The sequence below is a fragment of the Streptomyces sp. 2323.1 genome (genome assembly GCF_900221035.1).
GTDB lineage: Bacteria > Actinomycetota > Actinomycetes > Streptomycetales > Streptomycetaceae > Streptomyces > Streptomyces sioyaensis.
This window is the reverse complement of sequence record NZ_LT907981.1, coordinates 1,305,107-1,329,872: the sequence shown is the minus strand read 5'-3', so window position 1 is coordinate 1,329,872 and position 24,766 is coordinate 1,305,107. Positions and strand designations below refer to the sequence as shown.

At 71.5% G+C, this 24,766-nt stretch carries 17 protein-coding genes; 12 read left to right on the top strand and 5 right to left on the bottom strand.

Features of this window, described 5'->3' with window-relative positions; translation table 11 throughout:
* From CPH93_RS05100 to CPH93_RS05075, 6 genes are all read left to right on the top strand, one after another.
* Positions 1 to 1,512, top strand: coding sequence for a sialate:H+ symport family MFS transporter (locus CPH93_RS05100; protein WP_096212088.1), 1,512 nt, complete (start codon positions 1 to 3; stop codon positions 1,510 to 1,512).
* A 274-nt stretch (positions 1,513 to 1,786) separates the two neighbouring features.
* Complete coding sequence (locus CPH93_RS05095; RefSeq protein WP_093486708.1) at positions 1,787 to 2,167, top strand: MmcQ/YjbR family DNA-binding protein; 381 nt, start codon at positions 1,787 to 1,789, stop codon at positions 2,165 to 2,167.
* Positions 2,168 to 2,344: 177 nt separating this feature from the next.
* Positions 2,345 to 3,538 carry a CaiB/BaiF CoA transferase family protein gene (locus CPH93_RS05090; RefSeq protein WP_096212087.1) on the top strand — a complete coding sequence of 398 codons (1,194 nt, stop codon included), beginning with the start codon at positions 2,345 to 2,347 and terminating at the stop codon, positions 3,536 to 3,538.
* Between the two features lie 238 nt (positions 3,539 to 3,776).
* On the top strand, positions 3,777 to 4,919 hold the full coding sequence (locus tag CPH93_RS05085) for an acyl-CoA dehydrogenase family protein (RefSeq protein WP_096212086.1): 1,143 nt from the start codon (positions 3,777 to 3,779) through the stop codon (positions 4,917 to 4,919).
* Between the two features lie 61 nt (positions 4,920 to 4,980).
* Positions 4,981 to 6,195, top strand: a complete 1,215-nt coding sequence (locus CPH93_RS05080; protein ID WP_093486714.1) for an acetyl-CoA C-acetyltransferase — start codon at positions 4,981 to 4,983, stop codon at positions 6,193 to 6,195.
* 33 nt (positions 6,196 to 6,228) lie between these two features.
* Positions 6,229 to 8,433, top strand: coding sequence for a 3-hydroxyacyl-CoA dehydrogenase NAD-binding domain-containing protein (locus CPH93_RS05075; protein WP_096212085.1), 2,205 nt, complete (start codon positions 6,229 to 6,231; stop codon positions 8,431 to 8,433).
* A 36-nt stretch (positions 8,434 to 8,469) separates the two neighbouring features.
* Here CPH93_RS05075 and CPH93_RS05070 read toward each other — a convergent pair whose 3' ends face one another.
* Positions 8,470 to 9,225 carry a MerR family transcriptional regulator gene (locus CPH93_RS05070; RefSeq protein WP_096212084.1) on the bottom strand — a complete coding sequence of 252 codons (756 nt, stop codon included), beginning with the start codon at positions 9,223 to 9,225 and terminating at the stop codon, positions 8,470 to 8,472.
* A gap of 119 nt (positions 9,226 to 9,344) precedes the next feature.
* Between CPH93_RS05070 and CPH93_RS05065 the strand changes: the two genes are divergently transcribed.
* A complete protein-coding gene (locus tag CPH93_RS05065; protein ID WP_096212083.1) occupies positions 9,345 to 11,168 on the top strand; it encodes an AMP-dependent synthetase/ligase in 1,824 nt (607 codons plus the stop codon).
* A gap of 113 nt (positions 11,169 to 11,281) precedes the next feature.
* Positions 11,282 to 12,742 carry an amino acid permease gene (locus CPH93_RS05060; RefSeq protein ID WP_093486722.1) on the top strand — a complete coding sequence of 487 codons (1,461 nt, stop codon included), beginning with the start codon at positions 11,282 to 11,284 and terminating at the stop codon, positions 12,740 to 12,742.
* 121 nt (positions 12,743 to 12,863) lie between these two features.
* On the opposite strand, the gene sph is transcribed toward CPH93_RS05060, so the two are convergent.
* Entirely contained in the window at positions 12,864 to 13,835 is a 972-nt protein-coding gene (gene sph, locus CPH93_RS05055; RefSeq protein ID WP_096212082.1) for a sphingomyelin phosphodiesterase, read from the bottom strand.
* A 423-nt stretch (positions 13,836 to 14,258) separates the two neighbouring features.
* On the opposite strand from sph, the gene CPH93_RS05050 reads away from it, so the two are divergent.
* Complete coding sequence (locus CPH93_RS05050; RefSeq protein ID WP_173909720.1) at positions 14,259 to 15,110, top strand: oxygenase MpaB family protein; 852 nt, start codon at positions 14,259 to 14,261, stop codon at positions 15,108 to 15,110.
* Positions 15,111 to 15,179: 69 nt separating this feature from the next.
* Here the strand turns inward: CPH93_RS05050 and CPH93_RS05045 are convergent, their stop codons facing one another.
* The gene (locus tag CPH93_RS05045) at positions 15,180 to 16,694 is read right to left on the bottom strand and encodes a M1 family metallopeptidase (RefSeq protein WP_096212081.1); all 1,515 of its coding nucleotides are present in this window, start codon (positions 16,692 to 16,694) and stop codon (positions 15,180 to 15,182) included.
* Between the two features lie 205 nt (positions 16,695 to 16,899).
* On the opposite strand from CPH93_RS05045, the gene CPH93_RS05040 reads away from it, so the two are divergent.
* Positions 16,900 to 18,864, top strand: a complete 1,965-nt coding sequence (locus CPH93_RS05040) for a Xaa-Pro dipeptidyl-peptidase (RefSeq protein WP_231977185.1) — start codon at positions 16,900 to 16,902, stop codon at positions 18,862 to 18,864.
* A gap of 89 nt (positions 18,865 to 18,953) precedes the next feature.
* Positions 18,954 to 20,297: a M14 family metallopeptidase gene (locus CPH93_RS05035; protein WP_173909719.1), complete on the top strand. Its 1,344-nt coding sequence runs from the start codon at positions 18,954 to 18,956 to the stop codon at positions 20,295 to 20,297.
* Between the two features lie 67 nt (positions 20,298 to 20,364).
* On the opposite strand, the gene CPH93_RS05030 is transcribed toward CPH93_RS05035, so the two are convergent.
* Both CPH93_RS05030 and CPH93_RS05025 read right to left on the bottom strand, forming a co-directional pair.
* A complete protein-coding gene (locus tag CPH93_RS05030) occupies positions 20,365 to 21,255 on the bottom strand; it encodes a D-alanyl-D-alanine carboxypeptidase family protein (protein WP_093486730.1) in 891 nt (296 codons plus the stop codon).
* Positions 21,256 to 21,425: 170 nt separating this feature from the next.
* Positions 21,426 to 22,457 (bottom strand): FAD-dependent oxidoreductase, encoded by a 1,032-nt coding sequence (locus tag CPH93_RS05025; protein ID WP_096212080.1) that lies wholly within the window; start codon positions 22,455 to 22,457, stop codon positions 21,426 to 21,428.
* Between the two features lie 274 nt (positions 22,458 to 22,731).
* Between CPH93_RS05025 and CPH93_RS05020 the strand changes: the two genes are divergently transcribed.
* Positions 22,732 to 24,735: an FUSC family protein gene (locus tag CPH93_RS05020; RefSeq protein WP_096212079.1), complete on the top strand. Its 2,004-nt coding sequence runs from the start codon at positions 22,732 to 22,734 to the stop codon at positions 24,733 to 24,735.
* The last annotated feature ends 31 nt before the right edge of the window (positions 24,736 to 24,766 follow it).

Sequence of the window (24,766 nt, the reverse complement as noted above, 5' to 3'; positions counted from 1 at the left end):
ATGCGCCCCTGGGACATCCCTGGCCGGTTACGGAGCGGGTGGCTGGAGGTCACCCCGCCCCAGTGGAAGGCGATGTTCGCCGCCTGGATCGGCTATCTCCTGGACGGCTTCGACTTTGTCCTGATCACGCTGGTGCTGACCGATATCGCCGACGCATTCCACCTGCGCACCGCCACCGCCGCCTCGCTGATCTCCGGCGCCTTCATCACCCGATGGCTGGGCGGCGCCGCACTGGGCGCGATGGGTGACCGCTACGGCCGCCGGGCCGCCATGATCACCAGCATTCTGCTCTACTCGCTCGGCACCTTCGCCTGTGGTTTCGCCTGGGATTACACCAGTTTGTTCGTCGCCCGGCTGGTCATCGGTCTGGGCATGGCGGGGGAGTACAGCGCCGGCGCGACGTATGTGCTGGAGAGCTGGCCCACCCGATGGCGTAACCGCGCTTCCGGATTCCTCATCTCCGGTTATGCGGGCGGCACCGTCCTCGCGGCCGAGCTCTACAAGTGGGTGGTCCCGCACGGGGGCTGGCGCTGGATGTTCTGGATCGGCGTACTGCCCGTCCTGGTCGCTGTCTGGGTGCGCAGATCGCTGCCGGAGGCCGGTGACTGGCAGCGGCAGATCGCCGCCCGTCCGGACGGGGAACGCCCCAACCCCTTCCGGCCGTTGTTCACCGGCCGCATCCGGGGCTGGGGCAACACGGCGCTGGCCGCGACCGCCTCGGTCGCGCTGTTCTGCGTCTTCACGCCCGTCGGCGCCGGTGGTGTCCCCTGGCTGTCGGGTGTCGCCGCGCTGTGTCTGATCGCGTTCGCCGTGCAGCTCGGCGGCCGCCGGGGATGGCTGCTGTACGTCTCCCTCATGGCGACGGTGTTCTGCGCCTTCCTCTACAGCTGGCCGATCCAGGCCCTGCTGCCCACCTACCTCAAGACCGACCTCGGATACGCCCCCGCGCAGGTCACCGACGTGATGTTCTATGCGGGCTTCGGCACCATGGCGGGCTGCTGGCTGGCGGGCTTCGTCGGCGACCTGCTCGGCACCCGCCGCGCCTACGCGTACACCCTGCTGGCCTCACTGGCCTTCGTCTTTCCGGTCTTCGCGGTACGGGACAGTCTCCCGGCGCTCGGAGTGCTCATCTTCGTGCTGCTCGCGCTCGGCCAGGGGATCTCCGGGATCCTGCCGAAGTACCTCGCCGGCCACTTCCCGACCGCGACCCGCGCCGCTTCCCTGGGCTTTGTCTACAACGTCGGGGCGCTGGGCGGGGCGGTGGCGCCCGTCCTCGGGGCCCGTCTGGCCGAAGGCATGCCCCTGGGGCGGGCGCTCGCCGTGCTCACCTTCGGGCTGACGCTCGTCGTCATCCTCCTGGTGGGCGGCAACGTCCCTCAGCGACTGGGCCGCCTTGCGGACCGTCAGGCGCCCGACGACCACCTCGTACCGGAGCCCGGGGGAGCGGGAACCCTGCCCGCGGGGGTGGCGCCCGGCCCGGCCTCTCGGGACGCGGCCCCCGGCGCGCCGTAGTGGGGACCGGCGCACCGGGCACCACAGCCGGGGCCGGACGGGGGCGGGCGCTGTGCTCGGGCTGCGCGCCGCGCATGCCGACGAGCGTGGCGCCGGCCGGAGCCGGGCAGGCATGGCGGCAGGCGTGCCGCGCCGGCCGGGCGTCCGGCGCTCCGCGGGGCCGTTGTCAGTGGTCGCCGTTAGCGTGGAATGCGTTGGCCGGTCCGCGCGGTGTGCGCGTGGGCCGGGCGGCACCGCAGACGGTGCCGTACGGGGGACGGACGTGGAGGAAGTCATGGCGAAGGCGTCGGATCCGGCGGCGGTGCGGGAGCGGGTGCGGGCGTTCGCGCTGGGCCTGCCCGGAGCCGTGGAGGAGTTTCCCTGGGGCGAGAGCGTCATCAAGGTCAACAAGAAGGTCTTCGTCTTCCTCGGGGTCGAGGACGGCAGCCATCCGCGCGGGGTCACGCTGAAACTCAAGGACCCGGAGGCGCATGCCCATGCCCTGACCTCGCCGGGCGCCAAGCCCGCCGGTTACGGCCTGGGCGCGTCCGGATGGGTCCAGGTCCCCCTGGAGGAGCGGGGCGCTCCGCCGGCCGAGCTGCTCTGCGACTGGGCGGAGGAGTCGTATCGCGTCATAGCCCCCAAGAAGCTCATCGCCGAGCTCGACGGGGGATAGCGGCGCAGCGGCAGCAGACGCGCAAAGGCCCGTGACGGCGATGGCAGTTGAGCATCGCCGGCGCGGGCCTTTTCCGCGGTTGCCACCTGGCATGAGGGGCTTGTGGAAAGTGGAACACGTTCTTAACATCGCGAGTGTTACATCAGAAGTGTCACAGTGCGGAAGGCATGGGGCGCGATGACAGAGTCAGGGAACGGCCCGCTGAGCGGGGTGCGGGTCGTCGAACTCGCAGGCATCGGCCCCGGCCCCTTCGCGGCCATGCTGATGGCCGACCTCGGCGCCGATGTCGTCCGCGTCGACCGCCCCGGAGGCGCGGGACTGGGCATCGACCCCGCCTACGACCTCACCAACCGCAACAAACGCTCCGTGCTGGTGGACCTGAAGACCCCCGAGGGGGTGGCGCAGGTACGGGAACTGGTCGCCCGCGCCGATGTGCTGGTGGAGGGCTACCGCCCCGGGGTGGCCGAGCGGCTGGGCGTGGGCCCCGAGGAGTGCCTGGCGATCAACCCCCGGCTGGTCTACGGCCGGATGACGGGCTGGGGGCAGCAGGGCCCGCTCGCCGACACCGCCGGACACGACATCGGCTATATCGCCATCACGGGCGCCCTCGGCATGATCGGCTCGCCCGACGGCCCGCCCGCCATCCCCGCCAACCTCGTCGGTGACTACGCCGGCGGCTCCCTCTACCTGGTCATCGGCATCCTTGCCGCCCTCCAGCACGCCCGCAGCGAAGACGGCAGGGGCCAGGTCGTGGATGCCGCCATCGTCGACGGCACGGCCCATCTGACGGCGATGATCCACGGCATGCTGGCGGCCGGCGGCTGGCAGGACCGGCGCGGCAGCAATCTGCTGGACGGCGGCGCACCCTTCTACGGCACCTACGAGACCGTCGACGGCGGCCATATGGCGGTCGGCGCGCTGGAGAAGCGCTTCTACGGCGAGTTCATCCGGCTGCTGGGCCTCACACAGGAGGTCCCTGACCGCGATGACCTCGCCGCTTGGGGACAGCTGCGCGCGGCCATCGCCGCGCGCTTCCGGACCCGGACCCGCGAGGAGTGGACGGCGGTCTTCCAGGGGTCCGACGCCTGTGTGGCGCCCGTGCTCTCCCTCCGCGAGGCCCCGCAGCATCCGCATCTCGCCGCCCGCGGCACCTTCGTCGAGCACGGCGGGATCACCCAGCCCGCGCCCGCGCCGCGGTTCTCGCGCACGCCGGGCGCACTCCGCAGACCACCCGCACGGCCCGGTGCGGACACCGCGGAGATCGCCCGCGACTGGCAGGCACCCAGCCTCCTCGCCGCGCCGCCGGCCGGCCCGTCCGACGCCCCGCCCGCCGGCCGGAGCCGCGCCGAGCAGAAGGACACGGCCGGCTGATGGAACACGCCACCACACTCCGGGAGCTCCGCCCCGCCGGAGAGAAGCGGGCGGCCACCGCCGCCGTGCCGGACGAATGCCGCGCACCGGTGTCGCTCCGCGGGCCCGAAGGGCGGTCCGCGACCGGAGCGGCGTTCCGGGAGGCGGGTGTGCGGGTGCCCGGCCTCCGCCTCGTGGGGCCGCTGCCGCCGAGCCGACCGAGATCGTCAAGCACTGGCTCTGAGGAGGGCCCGGACAGATGAAGCGCCAGATCTTCACCGCGGACCACGACGCGTTCCGCGAGACCGTACGGACCTTCCTCACCAGGGAAGTGACGCCGCATTACGAGCAGTGGGAGAAGGACGGCATCGTCAGCCGCGACGCCTGGCGGGCGGCCGGCGCCCAGGGGCTGCTGGGGCTCGCGGTGCCCGAGGAGTACGGCGGGGGCGGACAGCCCGACTTCCGCTACAGCGTGGTGCTGGCCGAGGAGTTCACCCGGGCCGGCGCCGCCGGGCTCGCCGTGGGCCTGCACAACGACATCATCGGCCCCTATCTGACGACGCTCGCCACCGAGGAGCAGAAGCGCCGCTGGCTGCCCGGCTTCTGCAGCGGCGAGATCATCACCGCCATCGCGATGACCGAGCCCGGCGCCGGCTCCGACCTCCAGGGCATCCGCACCCACGCCGAGGACGCCGGCGACCACTGGATCCTCAACGGTTCCAAGACCTTCATCTCCAACGGCATCCTCGCCGACCTGGTCATCGTCGTGGCCAGGACGACGCCGGAGGGCGGGGCGCACGGTCTGAGCCTGCTGGTCGTCGAGCGGGGCATGGCGGGTTTCGAGCGCGGCCGCAACCTCGACAAGATCGGCCAGAAGGCCCAGGACACCGCCGAGCTGTTCTTCCACGACGTCCGCGTCCCCAAGGAGAATCTGCTCGGCGAGCTGAACGGCGCCTTCGTCCACCTGATGACCCATCTCGCGCAGGAGCGGATGAACATCGCCGTCTCCGGGATCGCCGCCGCCGAACATCTGCTGGAGATCACCAGCCGGTACGTCAAGGAGCGCGAGGCGTTCGGACGGCCGCTGTCCAAGCTCCAGCACATCCGCTTCGAGATAGCCGAGATGGCCACCGAATGCGCCGTCACCCGCGCCTTCCTCGACCGCTGTATCGCCGACCACACCGCCGGCGAGCTGGACGCGACGCATGCCTCGATGGCCAAGTGGTGGGCCACCGAGCTGCAAAAACGCGTCGCCGACCGCTGTCTGCAACTCCATGGCGGATACGGCTATATGGCCGAATACCGCGTGGCCAAGGCCTTCACCGACGGCCGCATCCAGACGATCTACGGAGGGACCACCGAGATCATGAAGGAGATCATCGGACGCTCCCTGCTGGACTGACCCGGACGGCCCCGGACCACCCGCTGCCCCTGCCCCACCCTCATGCGAAAGGCTTGTTGACTTGAGTACCGAAGCGTACGTATACGACGCGATCCGCACCCCGCGCGGCCGCGGCAAGGCCAATGGCGCGCTGCACGGCACCAAGCCGATCGACCTGGTCGTCGGACTGATCCACGAAGTGCGCCGGCGCTTCCCCGGACTCGACCCGGCCGCCGTCGACGACATCGTGCTCGGCGTGGTCGGCCCGGTCGGCGACCAGGGATCCGACATCGCGCGGATCGCGGCGATCGCCGCCGGGCTGCCCGACACCGTCGCCGGCGTCCAGGAGAACCGCTTCTGTGCCTCGGGTCTCGAAGCCGTCAACATGGCCGCGGCCAAGGTGCGTTCGGGCTGGGAGGACCTGGTCCTGGCGGGCGGTGTCGAATCCATGTCCCGGGTCCCGATGGCCTCCGACGGCGGCGCCTGGTTCGCCGACCCGATGACCAACTTCGACACCGGCTTCGTCCCGCAGGGCATCGGCGCCGACCTGATCGCCACCATCGAGGGCTACACCCGGCGCGATGTCGACGAATTCGCCGCGCTCTCCCAGGAGCGCGCCGCCGAGGCCTGGAAGGACGGCCGCTTCGACCGCTCCGTCGTCCCGGTGCACGACCGCAACGGCCTGGTCGTCCTCGACCACGACGAGCACATGCGGCCCGGCACCACCGCCGACTCCCTGGCCGGCCTCAAGCCGTCCTTCGCCACCATCGGTGACGCGGGCGGCTTCGACGCGGTCGCCCTGCAGAAGTACCACTGGGTCGAGAAGATCGACCACGTCCACCACGCGGGCAACTCCTCCGGCATCGTGGACGGCGCAGCGCTCGTCGCCATCGGCTCCAAGGAGGTCGGCGAGCGCTACGGCCTGACCCCGCGGGCCCGCATCCTCTCCGCCGCGGTCTCCGGCTCCGAGCCGACGATCATGCTCACCGGCCCGGCGCCCGCCAGCCGCAAGGCACTCGCCAAGGCCGGGCTGACCATCGACGACATCGACCTCGTCGAGATCAACGAGGCCTTCGCCGCCGTGGTGCTGCGCTTCGTCAAGGACATGGGCCTGAGCCTGGACAAGGTCAACGTCAACGGCGGCGCCATCGCCCTGGGCCACCCCCTCGGCGCCACCGGCGCCATGATCCTCGGCACCCTGATCGACGAGCTGGAGCGGCAGGACAAGCGCTACGGCCTGGCCACCCTCTGCGTCGGCGGCGGCATGGGCATCGCCACCGTCATCGAGCGCCTCTGACCGCCCGTCCCCACCCCTTACGGAGAAGCCACAGTGAGCGAGTCCCCTGCGTCGTCGACCATCCGCTGGGAACAGGACGAGACCGGCATCGTCACCCTGGTCCTGGACGACCCCGACCAGTCCGCCAACACCATGAACAACGCCTTCAAGGCCTCTCTGACCGCGGTCGCCGACCGCCTGGAGGCCGAGAAGGACAGCATCCGCGGCATCATCTTCACCTCCGCCAAGAAGACCTTCTTCGCCGGCGGTGACCTGCGCGAACTCATCGCCATCACCCCCGCACAGGCCCAGCAGGCCTTCGAGACCGGCAACGGCATCAAGCGCGACCTGCGCCGCATCGAGACCCTCGGCAAGCCCGTCGTGGCCGCGATCAACGGCGCGGCGCTGGGCGGCGGTTACGAGATCGCCCTGGCCTGCCATCACCGCATCGCCCTCGACACCCCCGGCACCAAGATCGGCCTGCCCGAGGTCACCCTCGGCCTGCTGCCCGCCGGCGGCGGCGTCACCCGCACCGTCCGGCTGCTCGGCATCACCGACGCCCTGCTGAAGGTGCTGCTCCAGGGCACCCAGTACAACGCCGGCCGGGCCAAGGACGCAGGTCTGATCCACGAGGTCGCCGCCACCCCCGAGGAGCTGCTCGCCAAGGCCCGCGCCTTCGTCGACGAGCACCCCGAGTCCCAGCAGCCCTGGGACGTCAAGGGGTACCGCATCCCCGGCGGCACCCCCGCCCAGCCGAAGTTCGCGGCCAACCTCCCGGCGTTCCCCGCCAACCTCAAGAAGCAGCTGAACGGCGCGCCGTACCCGGCCCCGCGCAACATCCTGGCCGCGGCGGTCGAAGGCTCCCAGGTCGACTTCGAGACCGCGCAGACCATCGAGGCGCGCTACTTCGTCGAGCTGGTGACCGGTCAGATCTCCAAGAACATGATCCAGGCGTTCTTCTTCGATCTGCAGGCCGTCAACTCGGGAGCCAACCGCCCCAAGGACATCGAGCCGCGCAAGGTCGAGAAGGTCGCGGTCCTCGGCGCCGGGATGATGGGCGCAGGCATCGCGTACTCCTGCGCCAAGGCCGGGATGCAGGTCGTCCTCAAGGACCTCTCCCTGGAGGCGGCCCAGAAGGGCAAGGCGTATGCGGAGGGGCTGCTCGCCAAGGCGCTCTCCCGGGGCCGGACGACCGAGCAGCAGCGCGACGAGCTGCTGGCGCGCATCACGCCCACCGCCGAGCCCGCCGACCTCGCGGGCTGTGACGCCGTCATCGAGGCCGTCTTCGAGGACGTGGGCCTCAAGCACAAGGTGTTCAAGGAGATCCAGCACATCGTCGCCCCCGATGCGCTGCTGTGCTCCAACACCTCCACCCTGCCCATCACGCTGCTCTCGGAAGGCGTCGAGCGGGAGCAGGACTTCATCGGGCTGCACTTCTTCTCGCCGGTCGACAAGATGCCGCTGGTGGAGATCATCAAGGGCGAGCGGACCGGCGACGAGGCGCTGGCCCGCGCCTTCGACCTGGTCCGGCAGATCCGCAAGACCCCGATCGTCGTCAATGACTCGCGGGGCTTCTTCACCTCCCGCGTCATCGGCCACTTCATCAACGAGGGCGTGGCGATGATCGGCGAGGGCCTCGACCCGGTCTCCGTCGAGCAGGCCGCCGCCCAGGCCGGCTATCCGGCCAAGGTGCTGTCGCTGATGGACGAGCTGACCCTGACCCTGCCGCGCAAGATCCGCGAGGAGTCCAAGCGGGCGGTCGAGGAGTCCGGCGGCACCTGGCAGCCGCATCCGGCCGATGCGGTCATCGACCGGATGGTCGACGAGTTCGGCCGCCCCGGCCGCAGCGGCGGCGCCGGCTTCTACGAGTACGGCGACGACGGCAAGCGCGCCGGTCTGTGGCCGGGCCTGCGGGAACACTTCGCCCAGGAGGGCGCCGGCATCCCGTTCGCCGACATGCAGGAGCGGATGCTGTTCTCCGAGGCGCTGGACACCGTCCGCTGCCTGGAGGAGGGCGTGCTCACCTCCGTCGCCGACGCGAACATCGGCTCCATCCTGGGCATCGGCTTCCCCGGCTGGACCGGCGGTGTGCTCCAGTACATCAACGGCTACCAGGGTGGGCCAGGGCGGGAGGAACTCGTCGGTCTGCCCGGATTCGTGGCCCGCGCCCGTGAGCTGCAGGCCGCCTACGGAGACCGGTTCGCGCCGTCCCCGCTGCTGGTCGAAAAGGCCGGGAAGGGCGAGAAGTTCAGCGACTGAACGGTCAGGGGGGCGGGCCCCGGCGGCCCGCCCCCGTCACCCCTGGGCCCCGTCCCGCCGGCTCCGGTCGCCCTCCTTGCCGAACGACTCCCGCAGCTCCTGCTTCATCGACCGCTGGAAGGCGGTGACCAGTGCCTGCACCACCATCGGCTGCATCTCGGCCGAGAGCGACTTCATCCGCGCCATCTCCTCCTCGTCCGGCCCGCCGTGCCGGTTCGGCTCCCATACCTCGTCCTTGAAGAGCCGGCTGAGCTCCCGGGCCGCCGCGCGGGTGTGCTCGATGACGACGCTGCGCGCCGCGAGGATGGTCTCCAGCGTGATCGGCACGTCCAGCAGGCGCGTGCCCAGGTGGAGCAGTCCCAGGTCGACCCGGAAGACCCGGGGGTCCTCGGTCCGTACGAGCACACTCATCGCCGCCAGCCGGTCCACGTCCTCCTCGGTCAGCGCCCGGCCGACCCGCCGCTCCAGCTGTTCCCGGCTCGCGTCCTCGGCCTTGTCCGGTACCCAGCCGGCCACCAGCGCCCGGTGGATGGCCAGGTCCTGGGCGCTCAGATCGGGTGGCAGCTGCTCCAGATAGCGTTCGATCGCCGACAGCGTCAGGCCCTGGTGCTGGAGCTCCTCGATGAGCGCGAGCCGCGAGAGGTGGTCCGGTCCGTAGCGGCCGACCCGGCGCGGACCGATCTCCGGCGGCGGCAGCAGACCGCGCGTGCTGTAGAAGCGGATCGTGCGGACCGTGACGCCGGCGCGGGCGGCCAGCTCGTCGACGGTCAGACCGGTGGCGGACTCCCTCATGATTCAACAGTATTGCTGTCTCACCACTCTTGTGAAACCTCTTGGCCCCTTCTCCGCCGGGCGTACCGCCGCGGGCCCGGCACGTCCGTGGCGCCGGCGCACAATCTCCGGAGGCCGTCGTGACCACGATCCTGCGCATGCCCGGCGCACCGGACGAACTCACCCTGCCGGCACTGCTGTTGCGCAATGCCGAGGATCACGGAGAGCTGCCGGCGCTGTCCTGGGCTGACTCCGGCGGCCGGCACACGCTCGGCTGGGCCGAGGTGCGCCACCGGGTCGCCGAGCTGGCGGCCGGGTACCGCTCGCTCGGCGTACGGCGGGGCGAGCTCGTCCTCCTCATGATGGGCAACCGCCCCGAGCACTGGCTCAGCGACCTCGCCCTGGTGCATCTGGGCGCGGTGCCGGTGACCGTGTACGGCACCGCGGCGCCCGAGCAGCTCGCCCGGGTCGTCCGGCACAGCAGGGCCCGCCTCGCCGTGGTGGAGGGGGTGCGCGCGGCCGGGCGCTGGACGCCGCTGCTCGACGATGCGGCCACGTGCCTGGACCGGCTGGTGCTCATCGACACCGAGGGCGCCGGTGCGGCGGACCGGTTCGTCAGCTGGGCGGCGCTGGCCGCCCGGGGCGCCGAGCGGTACGACCCGGTGGCGTTCGAGGAGGGCCTGCGGCGGGCGGACGCGGCCGATCCGCTCACCGTCGTCTACACCTCGGGCACCACCGGTGAGCCCAAAGGCGTGGTGGTCAGCCACCGCAATGTGGTGCTCAATGCGAGGGCGCTGGACGCCGTGGTGGAGGTGCCGGACCATCCCGACCACCTCTGTTACCTCCCCTTCGCGCATATCGCCGAGCGGATGCTGGGCCTGTATCTGCCGGTCTTCCGGGCCTCGCACGTCCACCTCTGCGCGGACCCGGCCGCGGTGGCCGACGCCGTGCGCGCGCTGCGTCCGGCGGAGTTCTTCGGCGTACCGCGGGTCTGGGAGAAGCTGACGGCGTCGATGCGGACCGTCGTGGCGCAGCTGCCCGAGGAGCGGCGGGCGGCCGTCGCCGCGGCGGGCGACTGTGCCCGTGCCCACCTCGCCTGTCAGGAGCGAGGGGAGCGCCCGTCCGCCCAGCTGGCCGAGGCGTACCGCAGGGCCAGGGCCGAGGTGCTCGATCCGCTGCTGGCGCCGGCCGGCTTCGACCGGCTGGTGTGGGCGGCGAGCGCGGCCGCCCCGATGCCGCCGGACGTGCTGCGGTTCTGGGCCGGTCTGGGCATCGTGATCATGGACGCCTGGGGGCTGACCGAGACAACGGGGGTGGCCACGACCAACGGTCCCGGTGCCTTCCGGAGGGGCTCGGTCGGCCGGCCGCTCGGCGGGGTGCAGCTGCGGACGGCCGCGGACGGGGAGATCGAGGTCCGGGGGCGGACCGTGTGCGCGGGCTATCTGCGGGCCGACGGGTCGGTGGAGCGGATGACCGATGCCGACGGCTGGTTCGCGACGGGCGACATCGGACGGATCGACGAGGACGGCTTCCTCTGGCTGACCGACCGCAAGAAGGAACTGATCGTGACGTCGACGGGCCGGAACGTCGCGCCCGCCCTGGTGGAGAACGTCCTCAAGGAGCACCCGCTCATCGCCCAGGCGCTGGTGTACGGCGACAACCGGCCGTATCTGGTCGCGCTGCTGGTCCTGGACCCGGAGCTGGCCCCCGCCTGGGCGGCGCGGCACGGCCTCGGGGGCACCTTGCGGGAGCTGGCCCGACATCCGGAGGTGCGGGCCGAGATCGAGCGAGCTGTCGTTTCGGCCAACAAACGCCTCAACAGAACTGAACAGGTCAGAAAATTCGCGGTGCTGGGCGAGGAGTGGGGTCCGGAATCGGGTGAACTGACGCCCTCTTTCAAAATGAGGCGCCGGGTAATTCACGACAAATACGGACAAATCTTGGATGGCCTGTACGCGTTGTGATCTTGCACACAGACGGAGGGGCACTCTTCAGGGAGGGTGTGCCGTCGACCGGCCGTGCGATCCACGGGATCCGGCCATCGCTCAAGCCTGCCCGAAAGCGAGATACACCAGCAGTGAGCACAGAAACCGTCACCGACTCAGCCCACAGGTCACCTGACGGGGGGAGCGGCGCCCAGCAGGATGCGGGCGACGCGGGCTACAGCAAGGGCCTCAAGGGCCGGCACATCAACATGATCGCCATCGGTGGAGCGATCGGCACCGGCCTGTTCCTGGGCGCCGGCGGCCGGCTGCACTCCGCCGGTCCCGCACTGGCCATCGCCTACGCGGTCTGCGGTCTCTTCGCATTCTTCGTCGTACGCGCCCTGGGCGAGCTGGTGCTGCACCGCCCGTCGTCCGGCTCATTCGTCTCCTACGCCCGTGAGTTCCTGGGGGAGAAGGGCGCCTACGTCGCCGGATGGATGTACGTCGTCAACTGGTCGACGACCGGTATCGCCGACATCACCGCGATCGCGCTGTACACCCACTACTGGAGCATGTTCACCAGCATTCCCCAGTGGGTCATGGCACTGATCGCGCTCGCGGTCGTGCTGACGGTGAACCTCATCTCCGTGAAGATCTTCGGTGAGCTGGAGTTCTGGTTCGCGATCATCAAGGTCGCCGCGCTGGTCGTCTTCATGTTCATCGGCATCTTCCTGCTGGCCACCCAGCACCCGGTCGGCGGGCATGCACCAGGTCTGAATCTGATCACCGACCACGGCGGCATCTTCCCGACCGGCATGCTGCCCGTCGTGATCGTGCTCCAGGGTGTGGTCTTCGCCTACTCCGCGGTGGAGCTGGTCGGTGTGACCGCCGGTGAGACCGGTGAGCCGGAGAAGGTCGTGCCCAAGGCCGTCAACTCCATCATGTGGCGGGTCGGCGTCTTCTACGTCGGCTCGGTGATCCTGCTGGCCATGCTGCTGCCGTGGAACAAGTACACCGGCGGTGAGAGCCCCTTCGTCACCGTGCTGTCCAACGTCGGTGTGCCGGCGGCGGGCGATGTGATGAACCTCGTCGTGCTGACCGCGGCGATGTCCAGCCTGAACTCCGGGCTCTACTCCACCGGCCGCATCCTGCGCTCCATGTCGATGGCGGGCTCCGCGCCCAAGTTCGCGGGCCGGATGAACCGCAACCAGGTGCCGTACGGCGGCATCATGCTCACCTCCACGGTGTGTGTGCTGGGCGTCGCGCTCAACTACGTCGTGCCGGGTGAGGCGTTCGAGATCGTGCTGAACATCGCGGCGCTGGGCATCGTCAGCACCTGGTGCACGATCATGGTCTGCCACATGGTGTTCGTGCGCCGGTCGAAGGAGGGCCTGGTCGAGCGCCCGCGCTTCCGGCTGCCGGGCACTCCGGTCACCGACATCGCCACCATCGCCTTCCTGCTCGGCGTTATCGTGCTGATGTGGTTCGACGACGGTGTCGGCCGGCAGACCGTGATGATCATCCCGGTGATCGCCGCCGCGCTGGTGGCCGGCTGGTTCGCGGTCCGCGGCCGGGTGAACCGGATCGCCCAGGAGCGCGAACTGTCGCAGTAGCCACGCAGCAGCGGGGCGCCTGACACCTCGGGGCGGTCGCGGATGCCGGAAGGCGTCCGCGACCGCCCTTGTGCGTCGGGGGCCCGGCAGGGCACTAACCGCGCCCGGCGCCGTCCGCCGCTCAGCCGCCGATCAGCGGATAGTGGTCGGAGAGGTTGGTGTACGTGTAGTCCTTGCCCCAGCTGGAGACCGTCCAGGGGGCCGACTCCTCCTTCACCACCGTGTTCTGCCATCCGGCGGGCCGGGCATGGCCGTTGCGGTGCAGTACGTAGTCCAGGTCCTCGCGGGGATCGTTCGGATAGCGGAACTTCGCGATCGAGTTTTCCTGGGTGTCGAAGGAATAGGGGTGCCCGGTGCGGCTGTCGGCGGGCGCCAGATCGGCGTTGCTGAGCAGCGCGGGGTACTCGTCGCCGTGTGAGTCGATGTTCAGATCGCCGGCCACCATCACCTCCTCGTCCGCCGGGATGTTCTTGGCGTCCAGGAAGGCGTCCACCTCCTTGAGCTGCTTGGCGCGGTCCGCGGCCGCCTCGCCCGCCTTGCAGCCCGAGTCGGTGGACTGGGTGTGGGTGCCGACCACATGCACCTTGGTGCCGTTGACGTCCAACACCGCATAGACGAAGCCCTTGTTGGAGAAGTAGTCCGAACCGCAGGCGTCCTTGTAGATGTACTGCTCCTTGTGGACGATGGGCCACTTGCTCAGCAGTGTGACCCCGCCGTCCTCGGGGGTGGTGGCCGAGTAGGCACCGCCGGTGGCGTCCCAGCCGCTCCGGCTCCGGCCCACCACCGGTGTCTGGTGCGGATACTGCGCCGCGGCCCGGCTCTTCAGCGCATCGGAGGCGGAGTTGTCGAACGCCTCCTGGAGCACGACGACATCGTTGCCCTGGAAAAAGTCCGCGGCCGCGATCGCCTGGGCGCGGTGGTCCTGGCCCCAGTTGGGGTACAGCGTCTTGCTCATGAGGAAGGTGTTGTAGCTGAGCACCTTCAGATGGGGGACGGCGGCGGCCGACGCGGAGGGGGTGGCGGCCACGGTGACGGCGGTGAGAGCCGCGGTGAGGGCCGCGATCCGGGACGTGCGCAGCGGTGAGTGCGGCACTGAATCTCCCTGTGGGGGTGGGGACTTGACTCGGCGACGCTCATCCAACCAGTTGGGGTTACTTCCAGGTAGCCGCTCGGGGGGTGTGGGATGTACGGAGCAAAGACGTCGGTGGTGAGGGGGCGTCGGATGTGTCGCCGTCGTTGTCGGCCTCGTCGGCCGGTCTCGGTCGCGGTAGCCGAGGTGAGGTGACCGTCCGGAGGTGCGCCTCCCGTCCGGACCGGGTGCCGAGGTGGCGGTGGCGGTACCCCCGGCCGCCGCGCGGTCCGGTGGTGCGCTGCGGCGCTGTCGCTGCGGCCCGGGGGACGTCGACCCGGCAGCGTCCCCCTAGGGGCCCGCGGCGCGGAGGGGCCGGCGAGGGTGACGCAGAATCGATCCCCTTCTGAGCCGGTCACGGGGAGGCGCCGTATCATGATTAATGCAATGAATACGGTAAATAACGAAACAAATCCCCCACCGGTCGGAGGCGTGCTCTGGTCGCTGGTCGGGGACATCCGCATGCTCCTGACCCTGCCGGCCGCGCTGACCATGCAGGTCGCCCACCCCTCGGTAGGAGCCGGTGTGGACGACCACTCCGTGTTCCGCACGGACCCGTGGGGACGCGGCGAGCGGTCGCTGACCTCGCTGCAACTGTGGGTGTACGGCGGCGAGGGCGCGGCCGCGGAGGGGCGCCGGCTGCGCCGGCTGCACAAGGCCATTCAGGGGACCGACGCGCACGGCCACAGATACCACGCGCTCACCCCCTCCTCCTACGCCTGGGTGCACGCCACCGGCTATCCCGTCTTCCGGCACGCCCAGCAGTATCTCGGCCGTCCCTTCACCCCGGCGCAGGAGCGCCAGCTGTATGCGGAGTGGCTCCAGGTCGGCCGGGTGCTGGGCATCCATGACCGCGATATGCCGCAGACCATTGAGGAGTTCTGGCCGTATTACCGAAAGGTCCTTGAGAACGATCTCGAAGTGACCGTCGTGGTCGAGGAGTTGATCGCGCCGGACCAGCCGATCCCGGCCCCCGACCGCGGCCCCCGGTGGCTGCGGCTGCTCCTCCGGCCGCTCTGGCCGTCGCTGTGTCCGTGCTTCACCCGCTTCCGGCGCTTCCTGACGATCGGGCTGATGCCGCCGGACGTCCGCAGCGCCCTCGGTCTGGAGTGGACGGACGCTCAGGAGCGCAGGCTGCGCCGCTTCGGGCGGGTGGTGCGCGCCGTGGTGCCGGTGCTTCCGGAGCGGCTGCGGTTCATGCCGCTCGCCCGCCGGGCCCGCCGGGCGGCGCGCGGCTGAGGACGCGGTACGCGAACGGAGCCGGGGAACGCCCCCGGCTCCGTTCGGATCGGTCTGTGAACGGCCTGCTCAGTGCCCGTGTACCTCGTGCACCCCGTGGGTGGCCGCGGCGATCTGGCGCCACGACTTGGGCTCGGCGACGGCCGTGTGCCGTACGCCGAGCGTCCGGCCCGCCGCGCCCGCAGCGGGCCGGGTCGGCTCGAAGAGCCAGGTGTCGAAGAAGCCGTCCAGCGACTTGCCGGACTTCTTCCCGGCGAACTTCACGAAGTCGGCCACCGAGGCGTTGCCGTAGCGGTGCTCCGTCGGCCAGGACTTGAGGATGCCGAAGAACACCTTGTCGCCGACCTTGTTGCGGAGCGCCTGCAGGGCCAGCGCGCCACGGTCGTAGACCGCGTCGTCGAACTGGTTCTCCGCGCCCGGGTTGCCCGGCCTGACCTTCCAGAACGGGTCATCGGCCGGGTGCTGGGCGTAGACGTAGTCCGCCAGCTGCTGAGCGGTGCCCTCGCCCTCCTTCTCCGACCAGAGCCACTGGCTGTAGGCCGCGAAGCCCTCGTTGATCCAGATGTCCTTCCAGTCCTTGAGCGAGACGCTGTCGCCGTACCACTGGTGCGCCAGCTCATGCACCACGACGGAGACATTGGTGCCCCGGTCGAAGGCCTTCTTCCCGTAGAACGGACGGGTCTGGGTCTCCAGGGCGTAATGGGCCGGCACATTCGGCACGTAGCCGCCCACCGCATTGAACGGGTAGGGGCCGAAGACGCTCTCCAGCCACTCGGTGGCCTCGGCGGTGCGCGCGATGCTCGCCCTCGCCGACCCCTCGTTCGCGCCGAGGTCCTTGCTGACGGCGTTGATCACCGGGAGGCCGTTCGCGGTGGTGTCGGTGGTGATGTCGAACTTGCCGACGGCCAGCGTCGTCAGATACGTCGCCTGCGGCTTGTCCGAGCGCCAGTTGTAACGCGTCCAGCCCAGCTTGGAGGACTGCGAGGCCAGGACGCCGTTGCTGAGCGCCTGGGTGCCGTCCGGGACCGCCACCGAGACGTCGTACGTCGCCTTGTCGGTGGGGTGGTCGTTGCTGGGGAACCACCACACGGCGGCGTCCGGCTCCTGTGCGACCACACCGCCGTCGGGCGTCCGGGCCCAGCCGCTGTAGTTGTCGATCTTCACCTCGGAGGGCTTGTCCGCGTAGCGTACGACGACGCTGATCTGCTTGCCCTTCTCCAGCGGAGTGGCCGGGGTGACCTCCAGCTCGTGCTTGCCGGAGCGGGCGAAGCCGGCCTTCTTGCCGTTGACCCGGATCTCGCTGACCTTCAGCGCGAAGTCCAGGTTGAAGCGGGAGAGGTCCTGGGTGGTCGTGGCGAGCAGCGTCGCCGTGCCCTGCAGCAGGTCCGTCTTCGGCTGGTACTTGAGCCGCAGATCGTAGTGGGAAACGTCGTATCCGCCGTTCCCGCTCTCGGGGTAGTAGGTGTCGCCCACACCCGGAGCGCCCGGGGTGCCGGGTCCATCAAGGTTGGCGGCCGCGGAGGCCGGGACCGCCAGCACCAGGCTGAGTGCGACCGCGCCCGGGACGAGGAGTCTGTGACGCACGAGTCCTCCAACTCGTAGGGGGGATGGCTCTGTTCAGACCCTATGTACTCCGATGGGGCGGCGTCATGTACATGGCCTCATCTGACACATTGCCGACATGAACCACATCCGGCCACTCCCGGCCGCCCGCCTTTGTCACCGGCCGCACCTCCCTCGTCACCCGCACCCTTACGCGCGGGAGTTGAGCCGCGCTACCGTCCGCTTCGTGACCAATCCTGCGCGGATTCCCCGCATCTCCTTCACAGCACTCGTGCTGGCGGCCGTCGCCGCCCTGCTGTCCGCCCTGATCGGGCCGGCCGCCGCGCAGGCGGCGCCCCGTGAGAGCAGACCCGTCTACTCCTACGACCACGCGATCCGCGAATCGGTCTGGGTGGACACCGGGCTCGACGGCGACGGGGACGGACGGACCGACCGCGTCGCCGCCGACATCGTGCGGCCGTCCGAACCCGCCCGGCAGGGCCGCCGAATACCCGTGATCATGGACGCCAGTCCGTACTACTCCTGCTGCGGACGCGGCAACGAGAGCCAGAAGAAGACCTATGACGACCGGGGCCGTCCGGCCGGGTTCCCGCTCTTCTACGACAACTACTTCGTGCCGCGCGGCTATGCGACGGTCCTCGTCGACCTCGCCGGAACCAACCGCTCGGACGGCTGCGTGGATGTCGGCGGCCGCTCCGACATCCGGTCGGCCAGGGCCGTCGTCGACTGGCTCGGCGGCAGAGCCCGCGCCTACACCGCGCGGACGGGCGGTAGACCCGTCACGGCGGGCTGGTCCAACGGCAGTACCGGCATGATCGGCAAGAGCTGGGACGCCACCATCGCCAACGGCGTGGCGGCCACCGGGGTCAGGGGACTGAAGACCATCGTCCCGATCGCCGGCATCTCCTCCTGGTACGACTACTACTTCGCCCAGGGCGCCCCGCTCTACGACTCGGGCCCCGACTCCCTCGCGGCCATGGTCGAGAGCTCCGGCGCGCAGCGGCATTGCGACGCGGTGCAGCGCAAGCTCGTCAAGGGCGCCCCGCGCAGCGGTGACTGGACCGGACTGTGGACCGAGCGCGACTATGTCCGTGCCGCCGGCAAGGTCCGGGCCAGCGTCTTCATGGTGCACGGCATGCAGGACCTCAACGTCCGCACCCGGCACGCCGGGCAGTGGTGGGACGCGCTCGCCCGGCACGGCGTCGCCCGCAAGATCTGGCTGTCCCAGACCGGGCACGTCGACCCCTTCGACTACCGCCGCGCCGAGTGGGTCACGACCCTGCACCACTGGTTCGACCACTACCTGATGGGCTACGACAACGGCATCGAGCGGGCGCCGAAGGCCGATGTCGAGCGTGCGCCCGGCAGCTGGTCCACCGACCCCCGCTGGCCCGCCCCCGGCACAACGACGACCGTCCTGCGGCCGCGCGGCGGCAGTGTGCCCGGTGTCGGCGTCCTGGGCACCGCCAAGGCACCGCAGGGCGCGACGGAGACCTTCACCGACGATCCGAAGCGGAGCGAGGCCGACTGGGCGGCCCGGGCCGGTCAACCGACCCCGGACAAGGCCGGATTCAGCACCGGAGCGCTGCGCGCGCCACTGCGGCTGTCCGGCTCCGGAACGGTGACGGTGACCGCCACCCCGAGCACCTCGACCGCCCACCTCTCCGCCGTCCTGGTGGACCTCGGCCCCGCCACCATCCGCAATTACACGGCCGCCGGCGAGGGCATCACCACGCTGGACGCGCGCACCTGCTGGGGCGCGGGCACCCCGGCCGACACCGGCTGCTTCAAGGAGACCGCCGCCGACACCGAGAAGGTGGCCTCCACCGTCTTCAGCCGCGGCTGGGCCGACCTCGGCACCTACGCCGACGCCCACAAGGGCCGGCCGCTCACCCCCGGCAAGCCGTACACGATCACCCTGCACCTCGCCGCGAGCGATCATGTCGTGCCCGCCGGACACCGGCTCGCACTCCTCGTCGGCGGTACCGACGCCGGTCTGATCGACCCGCCCGCGTCCCGCCCGACGCTCACCCTCGACCTGTCCCGAACCTCGGCCGCGCTCCCGCTGACCGGTGGTGCCCCTGCCTTCGTACGGGCCACCGCGGGCGCGCCCCGGCCGCCGGTGGGCGGCCCCTTGCTGGACGGCCTCGCCCCGTCGCACGGCCTCAGCCGGATGCCGGCCGCGCGCTGACCGCCGTACCGCCGCGGGACGACCGCCCGGGGCCGCCCACCGCGGGCGGCCCCGCCCACCCCCACCGCTCACCCAAGGGAGGCACCCTCGTGATATCCCGCTCCCACCGCCTCGCCCGAGGGGCGCTGGCCATCGGACTGATGGCCACCCTCGGCGCGATCCTGCCGGCCCCTCCCGCCCGCGCCGCCGCAACCCCCCTGCCCCGTACGGGATTCGAGACCAGCTACGGCGCCCGCTGGACCGGCGAAGCCGAGGAGCAGGCGTTCCTCACCGCCGTCGACCGCGGCTCCGCGCGCGTGCGGATCGACCGGATCGGCACCACCGCGCAGGGCCGGCCGATGCGGCTCGTACGGATCGGTGCCCCGGCTCCCGCGCGCCCGGCGGACGTACGGCGCGGCAACTCCGTCCTGCTGACCTGCTCGCAGCACGGTGACGAGCCCTCCGGGCGCGAGGCCTGCCTGACCACCGTCCGCGACCTGGCCTACGCCCGGGACCCGGCGACCCGGCGCTTCCTGGCGCACACCAGCGTCCTGGTCATCCCGACCGCCAACCCCGACGGCCGGGCCGCCGACACCCGCGGCAACTCCGCCGGTGCGGACATCAACCGCGACCACCTCGCCCTGCAGACCGCGGAGGCCCGTGCGATGGCCGCCGTCCTCCGCGACTACCGCCCCGACACCGTCTACGACCTGCACGAGTACGGGCCCACCGTCCCGTACTACATGAAGGACGTGCTGTCGCTGTGGCCGCGCAACCTCAACACCGCGGACCCGGTGCACCGCGAAGCCGCCTCGCTCTCCCAGGACTTCGTGGCACCCGCCGTGCGCCGGGCCGGCTTCTCCACCGGCGTCTACGGCATCTGGACCGACCCGGAGACCGGCGACCCCGTCAAGCAGGTCGCGGGCGACGGCCAGGAGCGGATCCTGCGCAACACCGCGGGGGTGAAGGGCTCGATCGGGATGCTGGTCGAAACCCGGGTCGACGCGCTGACCGACGCCGAGAAGGCCGACCCCGCGCGCAACAACAGGCGCCGGGTGGACTCCCAGATCGCCGCCCTCAAGGGCGCGTTCGCCTTCCTCGACCGGCACCGCCCGCGGATCGAAGCGGCCACCACCGCCGCCCGGCTCGCCGGATACACCGACCGCGGCCCCGTCTACCTCGGCGGCGCGGACAACGAGCCCGCCACTGCGGAGCAGACCCTGGCCGATCCGCCCTGCGCCTACCGCCTGGACGCGGACCGGTTCGCGCAGGTCAAGGACGTGCTGGCGGGGCACGGGGTGCTCTGGAAGCGGGAGCGCGACGGCGTGGTCGTCCCGCTGCGCCAGCCGCTGCGCAAGCTCGTCCCACTGCTGCTGGACCGACGGGCCGTCTATCACGTCACGGACGCGACGCCCCTGGACGTCTGCCCTCGCGTGCGAGGGGAGAACCGGTAGGCAAAGGCGAGGGGCCTGCCCGCGGCCGTCCGGCCGCGCGCAGGCCCCCTTGTCCGTCCGGGACGGGCTACTTCTTGAAGCCGTAGTCCATCAGCTTCTTGGCGTCCGCGGTGCGGTTGGCCACCGAAGAGGAGGCCAGGACCGTGCCGATGACGGTCTTGCCGCCCCGGGTGGCGGCGAAGACGAGGCAGTACTTGGCCTCCGGGCCCGAGCCGGTCTTGACGCCGATGGTGCCCGCGTAGCTGCCCAGCAGATTGTTGGTGTTGGTCCACGACATGTAGCGGTAGCCACCGCTCTTCGTCGTGACCTTCTGCTTGGTCGACTTGGTCCCCACGACCGTACGGAACGTGGAGTACTTCATCGCGTTGCTGGCGATCTTCGTCAGGTCGCGCGGGGTCGAGTAGTTCCCGCCGCTGCCGATGCCGTCGAACGAGTCGAAGTGCGTGTTCCTCAGGCCGAGGCCCTTGGCGGTGGAGTTCATCTTGCCGATGAAGGACTTCACCCGCGCGGCCCGGGTGGACCCGCTGCCGAACTTGTCGGCCAGTGCGTACGCCGCGTCGCAGCCGGACGGCAGCATCAGCCCGTACAGCAGCTGGCGGACGGTGACCTTGTCCCCGACGATCAGATGGGCCGACGACGCCGTCTTGGAGACGATGTAGTCGCTGTACGCCTTCTGGACCGTGACCTTGGAATCAAGGTTGAGGTTCGGCTGTGCCAGCACCACCCGAGCCGTCATGATCTTGGTGGTGGAGCCGGTGGAGAGCCGGGTGTCGGCGGCCTTGGTGAAGAGGGTCGACCCCGTGCCGTTGTTCATCACGAAACCGCCCTTGGCGGTGATCGTGGGGGTGTTGAGCGTGGCGGCCTGCGCCGGGGCGGTGAACGCCCCGGCCGTCAGGACGGCTCCCGCGGTGACGACAACCGCGGACACGCGCCGAATGCCCTTAATGCCGATTTTCAAGTGAATGCTCCAAATGAAATGCCCCTGCAGTGCGGCGCCATAAGAGTGCCGCTCGCTGGTGAGACGCATGAGACGGGCTGATGGATGCGCCTGCGGAGCGGCAAATTTGTTCGTGTCCGGATGCCGCCCGGCACGAGGCGGCGTGGCGGGAAACCGCCCCGGAGCCTCGGCTACCGGAGGCCGCCCTCCCCGATCTCCCGTACGGTCCGCAGCACTTCGTCCGCACAGCCCCACGCCACGGTCACGCCCGCGCCCCCGTGCCCGTAGTTGTGGACGCACACCGCGCCGCCGGGCAGCCGCTCCGCCGCCAGCCGCACCGCGGGGCGGGCCGGGCGCAGCCCCACCTTGTGCTCCCGTATGGGGGCCCCTGCCAGCTCGGGGAAGTGCCGGGCGCACCGTGCCACGATGGCCTCCGCCACCGCCGGATCGGGCTCCCGCGACCAGGCGTGCTCACGGGCCGTACCGCCGAGGACCAGGCCGTACGGCTGCGGCAGCACATACGTGGTGTCCGCCGCACCGGTGTCGGCGGCCACGTACCACTCCTCGATACCGGGGTTCGCCACGATCACCAACTGCCCCTGGACCGGGTGGACCTCCGGGTCGGGTACCAGTTCGCGCGCGCCGAGACCCGAGCAGTTCACGACCAGGCCCGCCGCCCGGCCGGCCTCCTCCAGGGACGTGAGGGTGCGTCGCTCCACGGTCCCGCCGGCCGCCGTCAATCGACGTTCCAGGTACCGGAGATGGGCCGGCATGTCCACGAGAGGAGTCCGTGCCCGCCACCCCGAGGCGCACCCTTCGAGGAGCTCCTCCCGGCGCGCCCGCCGCAGCCCGGGGACCGCCTCGTACCAGGCGGCCAGACCCTCCTCGACGCCGTTGTCCGGGGCGCGGTGCCCCTCGTCCGCCGCGTCCGGCCCCGAGGCGCTCGCCATCGTGCCCGTCACCATCCGGGCGCCCGTCTCCTCCGGCCGCCGGGCCAGTTCGGCGAGCACCTGGAAGGACCGTACGGACCACTGCACCGCCCGCTCGTACGGCTGGATGCGGTACGGCCAGCACAGCCCGCCGGCCACCGCGGACGTCGTCCCGCCGGCCGCGTCGCGGCTCACCACCCGTACCCGGCGCCCGTCCTCCGCCAGCGCGATCGCCGACGTCAGCCCGATCACGCCGCCGCCGACCACCCATACGTCGTCTGTCCTGATCGTCATGGAGCGACGCTAACCCGTGCGGTGCGCGATGCCGAGGGGCTGGAAGACCTGGAAGAGGGGAGGACGGACGGGGGAGCGGAGGGGGCAGCGCGGCGGGCCGGCCGGCCGGGCCGCCTGCCCGCCGCTCGCCTGTGATCTTGCGGTAACCCCGCAGCAGCGAAGTGGACAATCCCGGACCTTAGGCTGGTAGCACCACCGTCGGCCGATGTCGCCCTTCGGATCCCGCCGGACCGGCCCGCCGCGCCCGTCCGAACGTCGTCGTCTGAGGAGGCTCATGCTCCGCGCGCAGCGCGCCGTGCCCGCCTGGCTGGCCCACCCCTTCCACTGGCCACGGCTGCCCGTGCCCTGGGCGGCCGTGGCCCGCGGTGCGCTGTGTGCGGGGCCGCTGCTGGGCGCGGGGATCGCGACCGGCCACCCGGCGCCCGGCGTACTGGCCGGACTCGGCTCGATGCTGGCGGGGGTCAACGACCGTCCCGGCACCCGGCGCACCGGCATCGTCCATATCGGTCTGCCCGCCCTCGCCTCGGCGTTCGGCATGCTGATCGGTGCCTCGCTGCAGGCGGCCGGCGCGGGCTGGTGGCTCGTGCCGGCGCTGTTCGCGGTCGGCTTCGTCTCCGGCGCGGGCAGCGTGGCCGGACCGGTGCGCTCCAACGCCGGCATGCAGATGCTGGCCACCACCGTCCTGGGCGCCGGGATGCCGCTGCCCGGCGCGCCCTGGGCGAAGGCCCTCTATGTCCTCGCCGGCTGTCTGTGGCTGCTCGTGCTGCGGCTCGTACTGCGCTCACCGCGTCCCGCGGGCGGGGCGCTCAGCGGTGAGCGGGCGGCCGTCGCCCGGGTCTTCGACGCGCTCGCCGACGCCCTGGGCGCGGCCGGCGGGCCCGGTGCCGAGGCCGCCCGGCGCCGGCTCACTGCCGCCCTGGACCGTGCCGACGAGGCGCTGCGGCTGCGTCGGCTCACCAGCCGGCTGCTGCACCGGCCGGCCCGTACGGAAGAACTCCTGCTCACCGAGCGGTTCGCCGCGGCCACCGCGCTGTGCGAGGCCAGCGTGGCGCTGTTGTGGGAGGCCCGCCCGCTGCCGTCCCGAGTGGCACAGAGCCCCCGCCGGTTCGCCGACGCCCTGCGCACCGGGCGCTCCCCGGGCCGGCTGTCCGCCCCGGAGACCAGTACGGCCGCCCGCGGCGCCTTCGACCGGGCGCTGCTGGACGCCGCCGTCGCGTTCGCCCGCCGGGAGCCGCTGCCCGCGCCGGAGCCGGGACCCGCGCCGTCCCGCCGGCCCGGCTGGCGCAGGGTGCCGGCGGCGGTGGCCGGCGGTGCGCTGGCGGCCGTCGGTGGCCGGACCCGGCGCGGCCGCAGCCTGTTCGGGCCCGCGGGGCGGGACTACGGGCTGCGGGTCGCGGTCTGCATCGCCGCGAGCACCGCCGTGGCGCTGATGCTCCGCGCCGACCACTGGTACTGGCTCCCGGCGACCGCCACCTTCCTCGTCAAGCCGGACCTGGGACCGCTCTTCTCCCGTACGGTCAACCGCTTCGCGGGGACGGTCGCCGGGGTGCTGGTCTTCGCCGGGGCGGGACTGTTGCTGACCGGCACCTGGTGGCCGGCGCTGGTGGCCGGGGCCGGCGGTGCGCTGCTGCCGTTCGCCACCCGGCACTTCGCGCTGCAGACCGTCGCGATCACCCTGATGGTGCTGTCGTTCGTGACGGTGAGCGGGGATCCCCAGGCGGCCGCCGAGCGGATCGTCGACACCTCCATCGCCTGCGGCATCGTCCTCGTCGTCGGGCATCTGCCGCACCTCGCCGATCCGCGCCGGCGGATCGGCCAGCGCGTGACCGCGGCGCTGTGGGCCGCCGAGCGGTTCCTCCGGCACGTCCTGGAGGCGGAACCGGGCGCGGACCCCACCGCGCGGCTGGCGCTGCGCCGCGCCGCCTACCGGGCGTTGGGGGAGGCCAGGGCGGCGGCGGAGACCGCCGCGGCCGAACTCGTCGCGGCCCGCGACCGCAACCCCGACTGGCTGACCGTCGTCACCGCGGCCGAACGCATCGTGGACGCCGCGACCGCCTGCGCGGTACGTCTCGACCACGGCGCCCACCGCCCGAGCACGGAGGAGGCCGAGCGGCTGTGCCGGGCGCTCGCCGCGATGGCCGAGGCCCTGGAGGACCCGGGCCGCGAGCCCGACGCCGCCGTAACGGACCCTGATCTGTTGCCGGTTCCGGACTGCGCCACGCTCACGGACGTGGCGGCGGAACTGGAGCGCATCCGCGGCTACGCGGGGGCCGGCTGAGCGTCCAACGGCTCCGGCAGCAGCGGGAGCC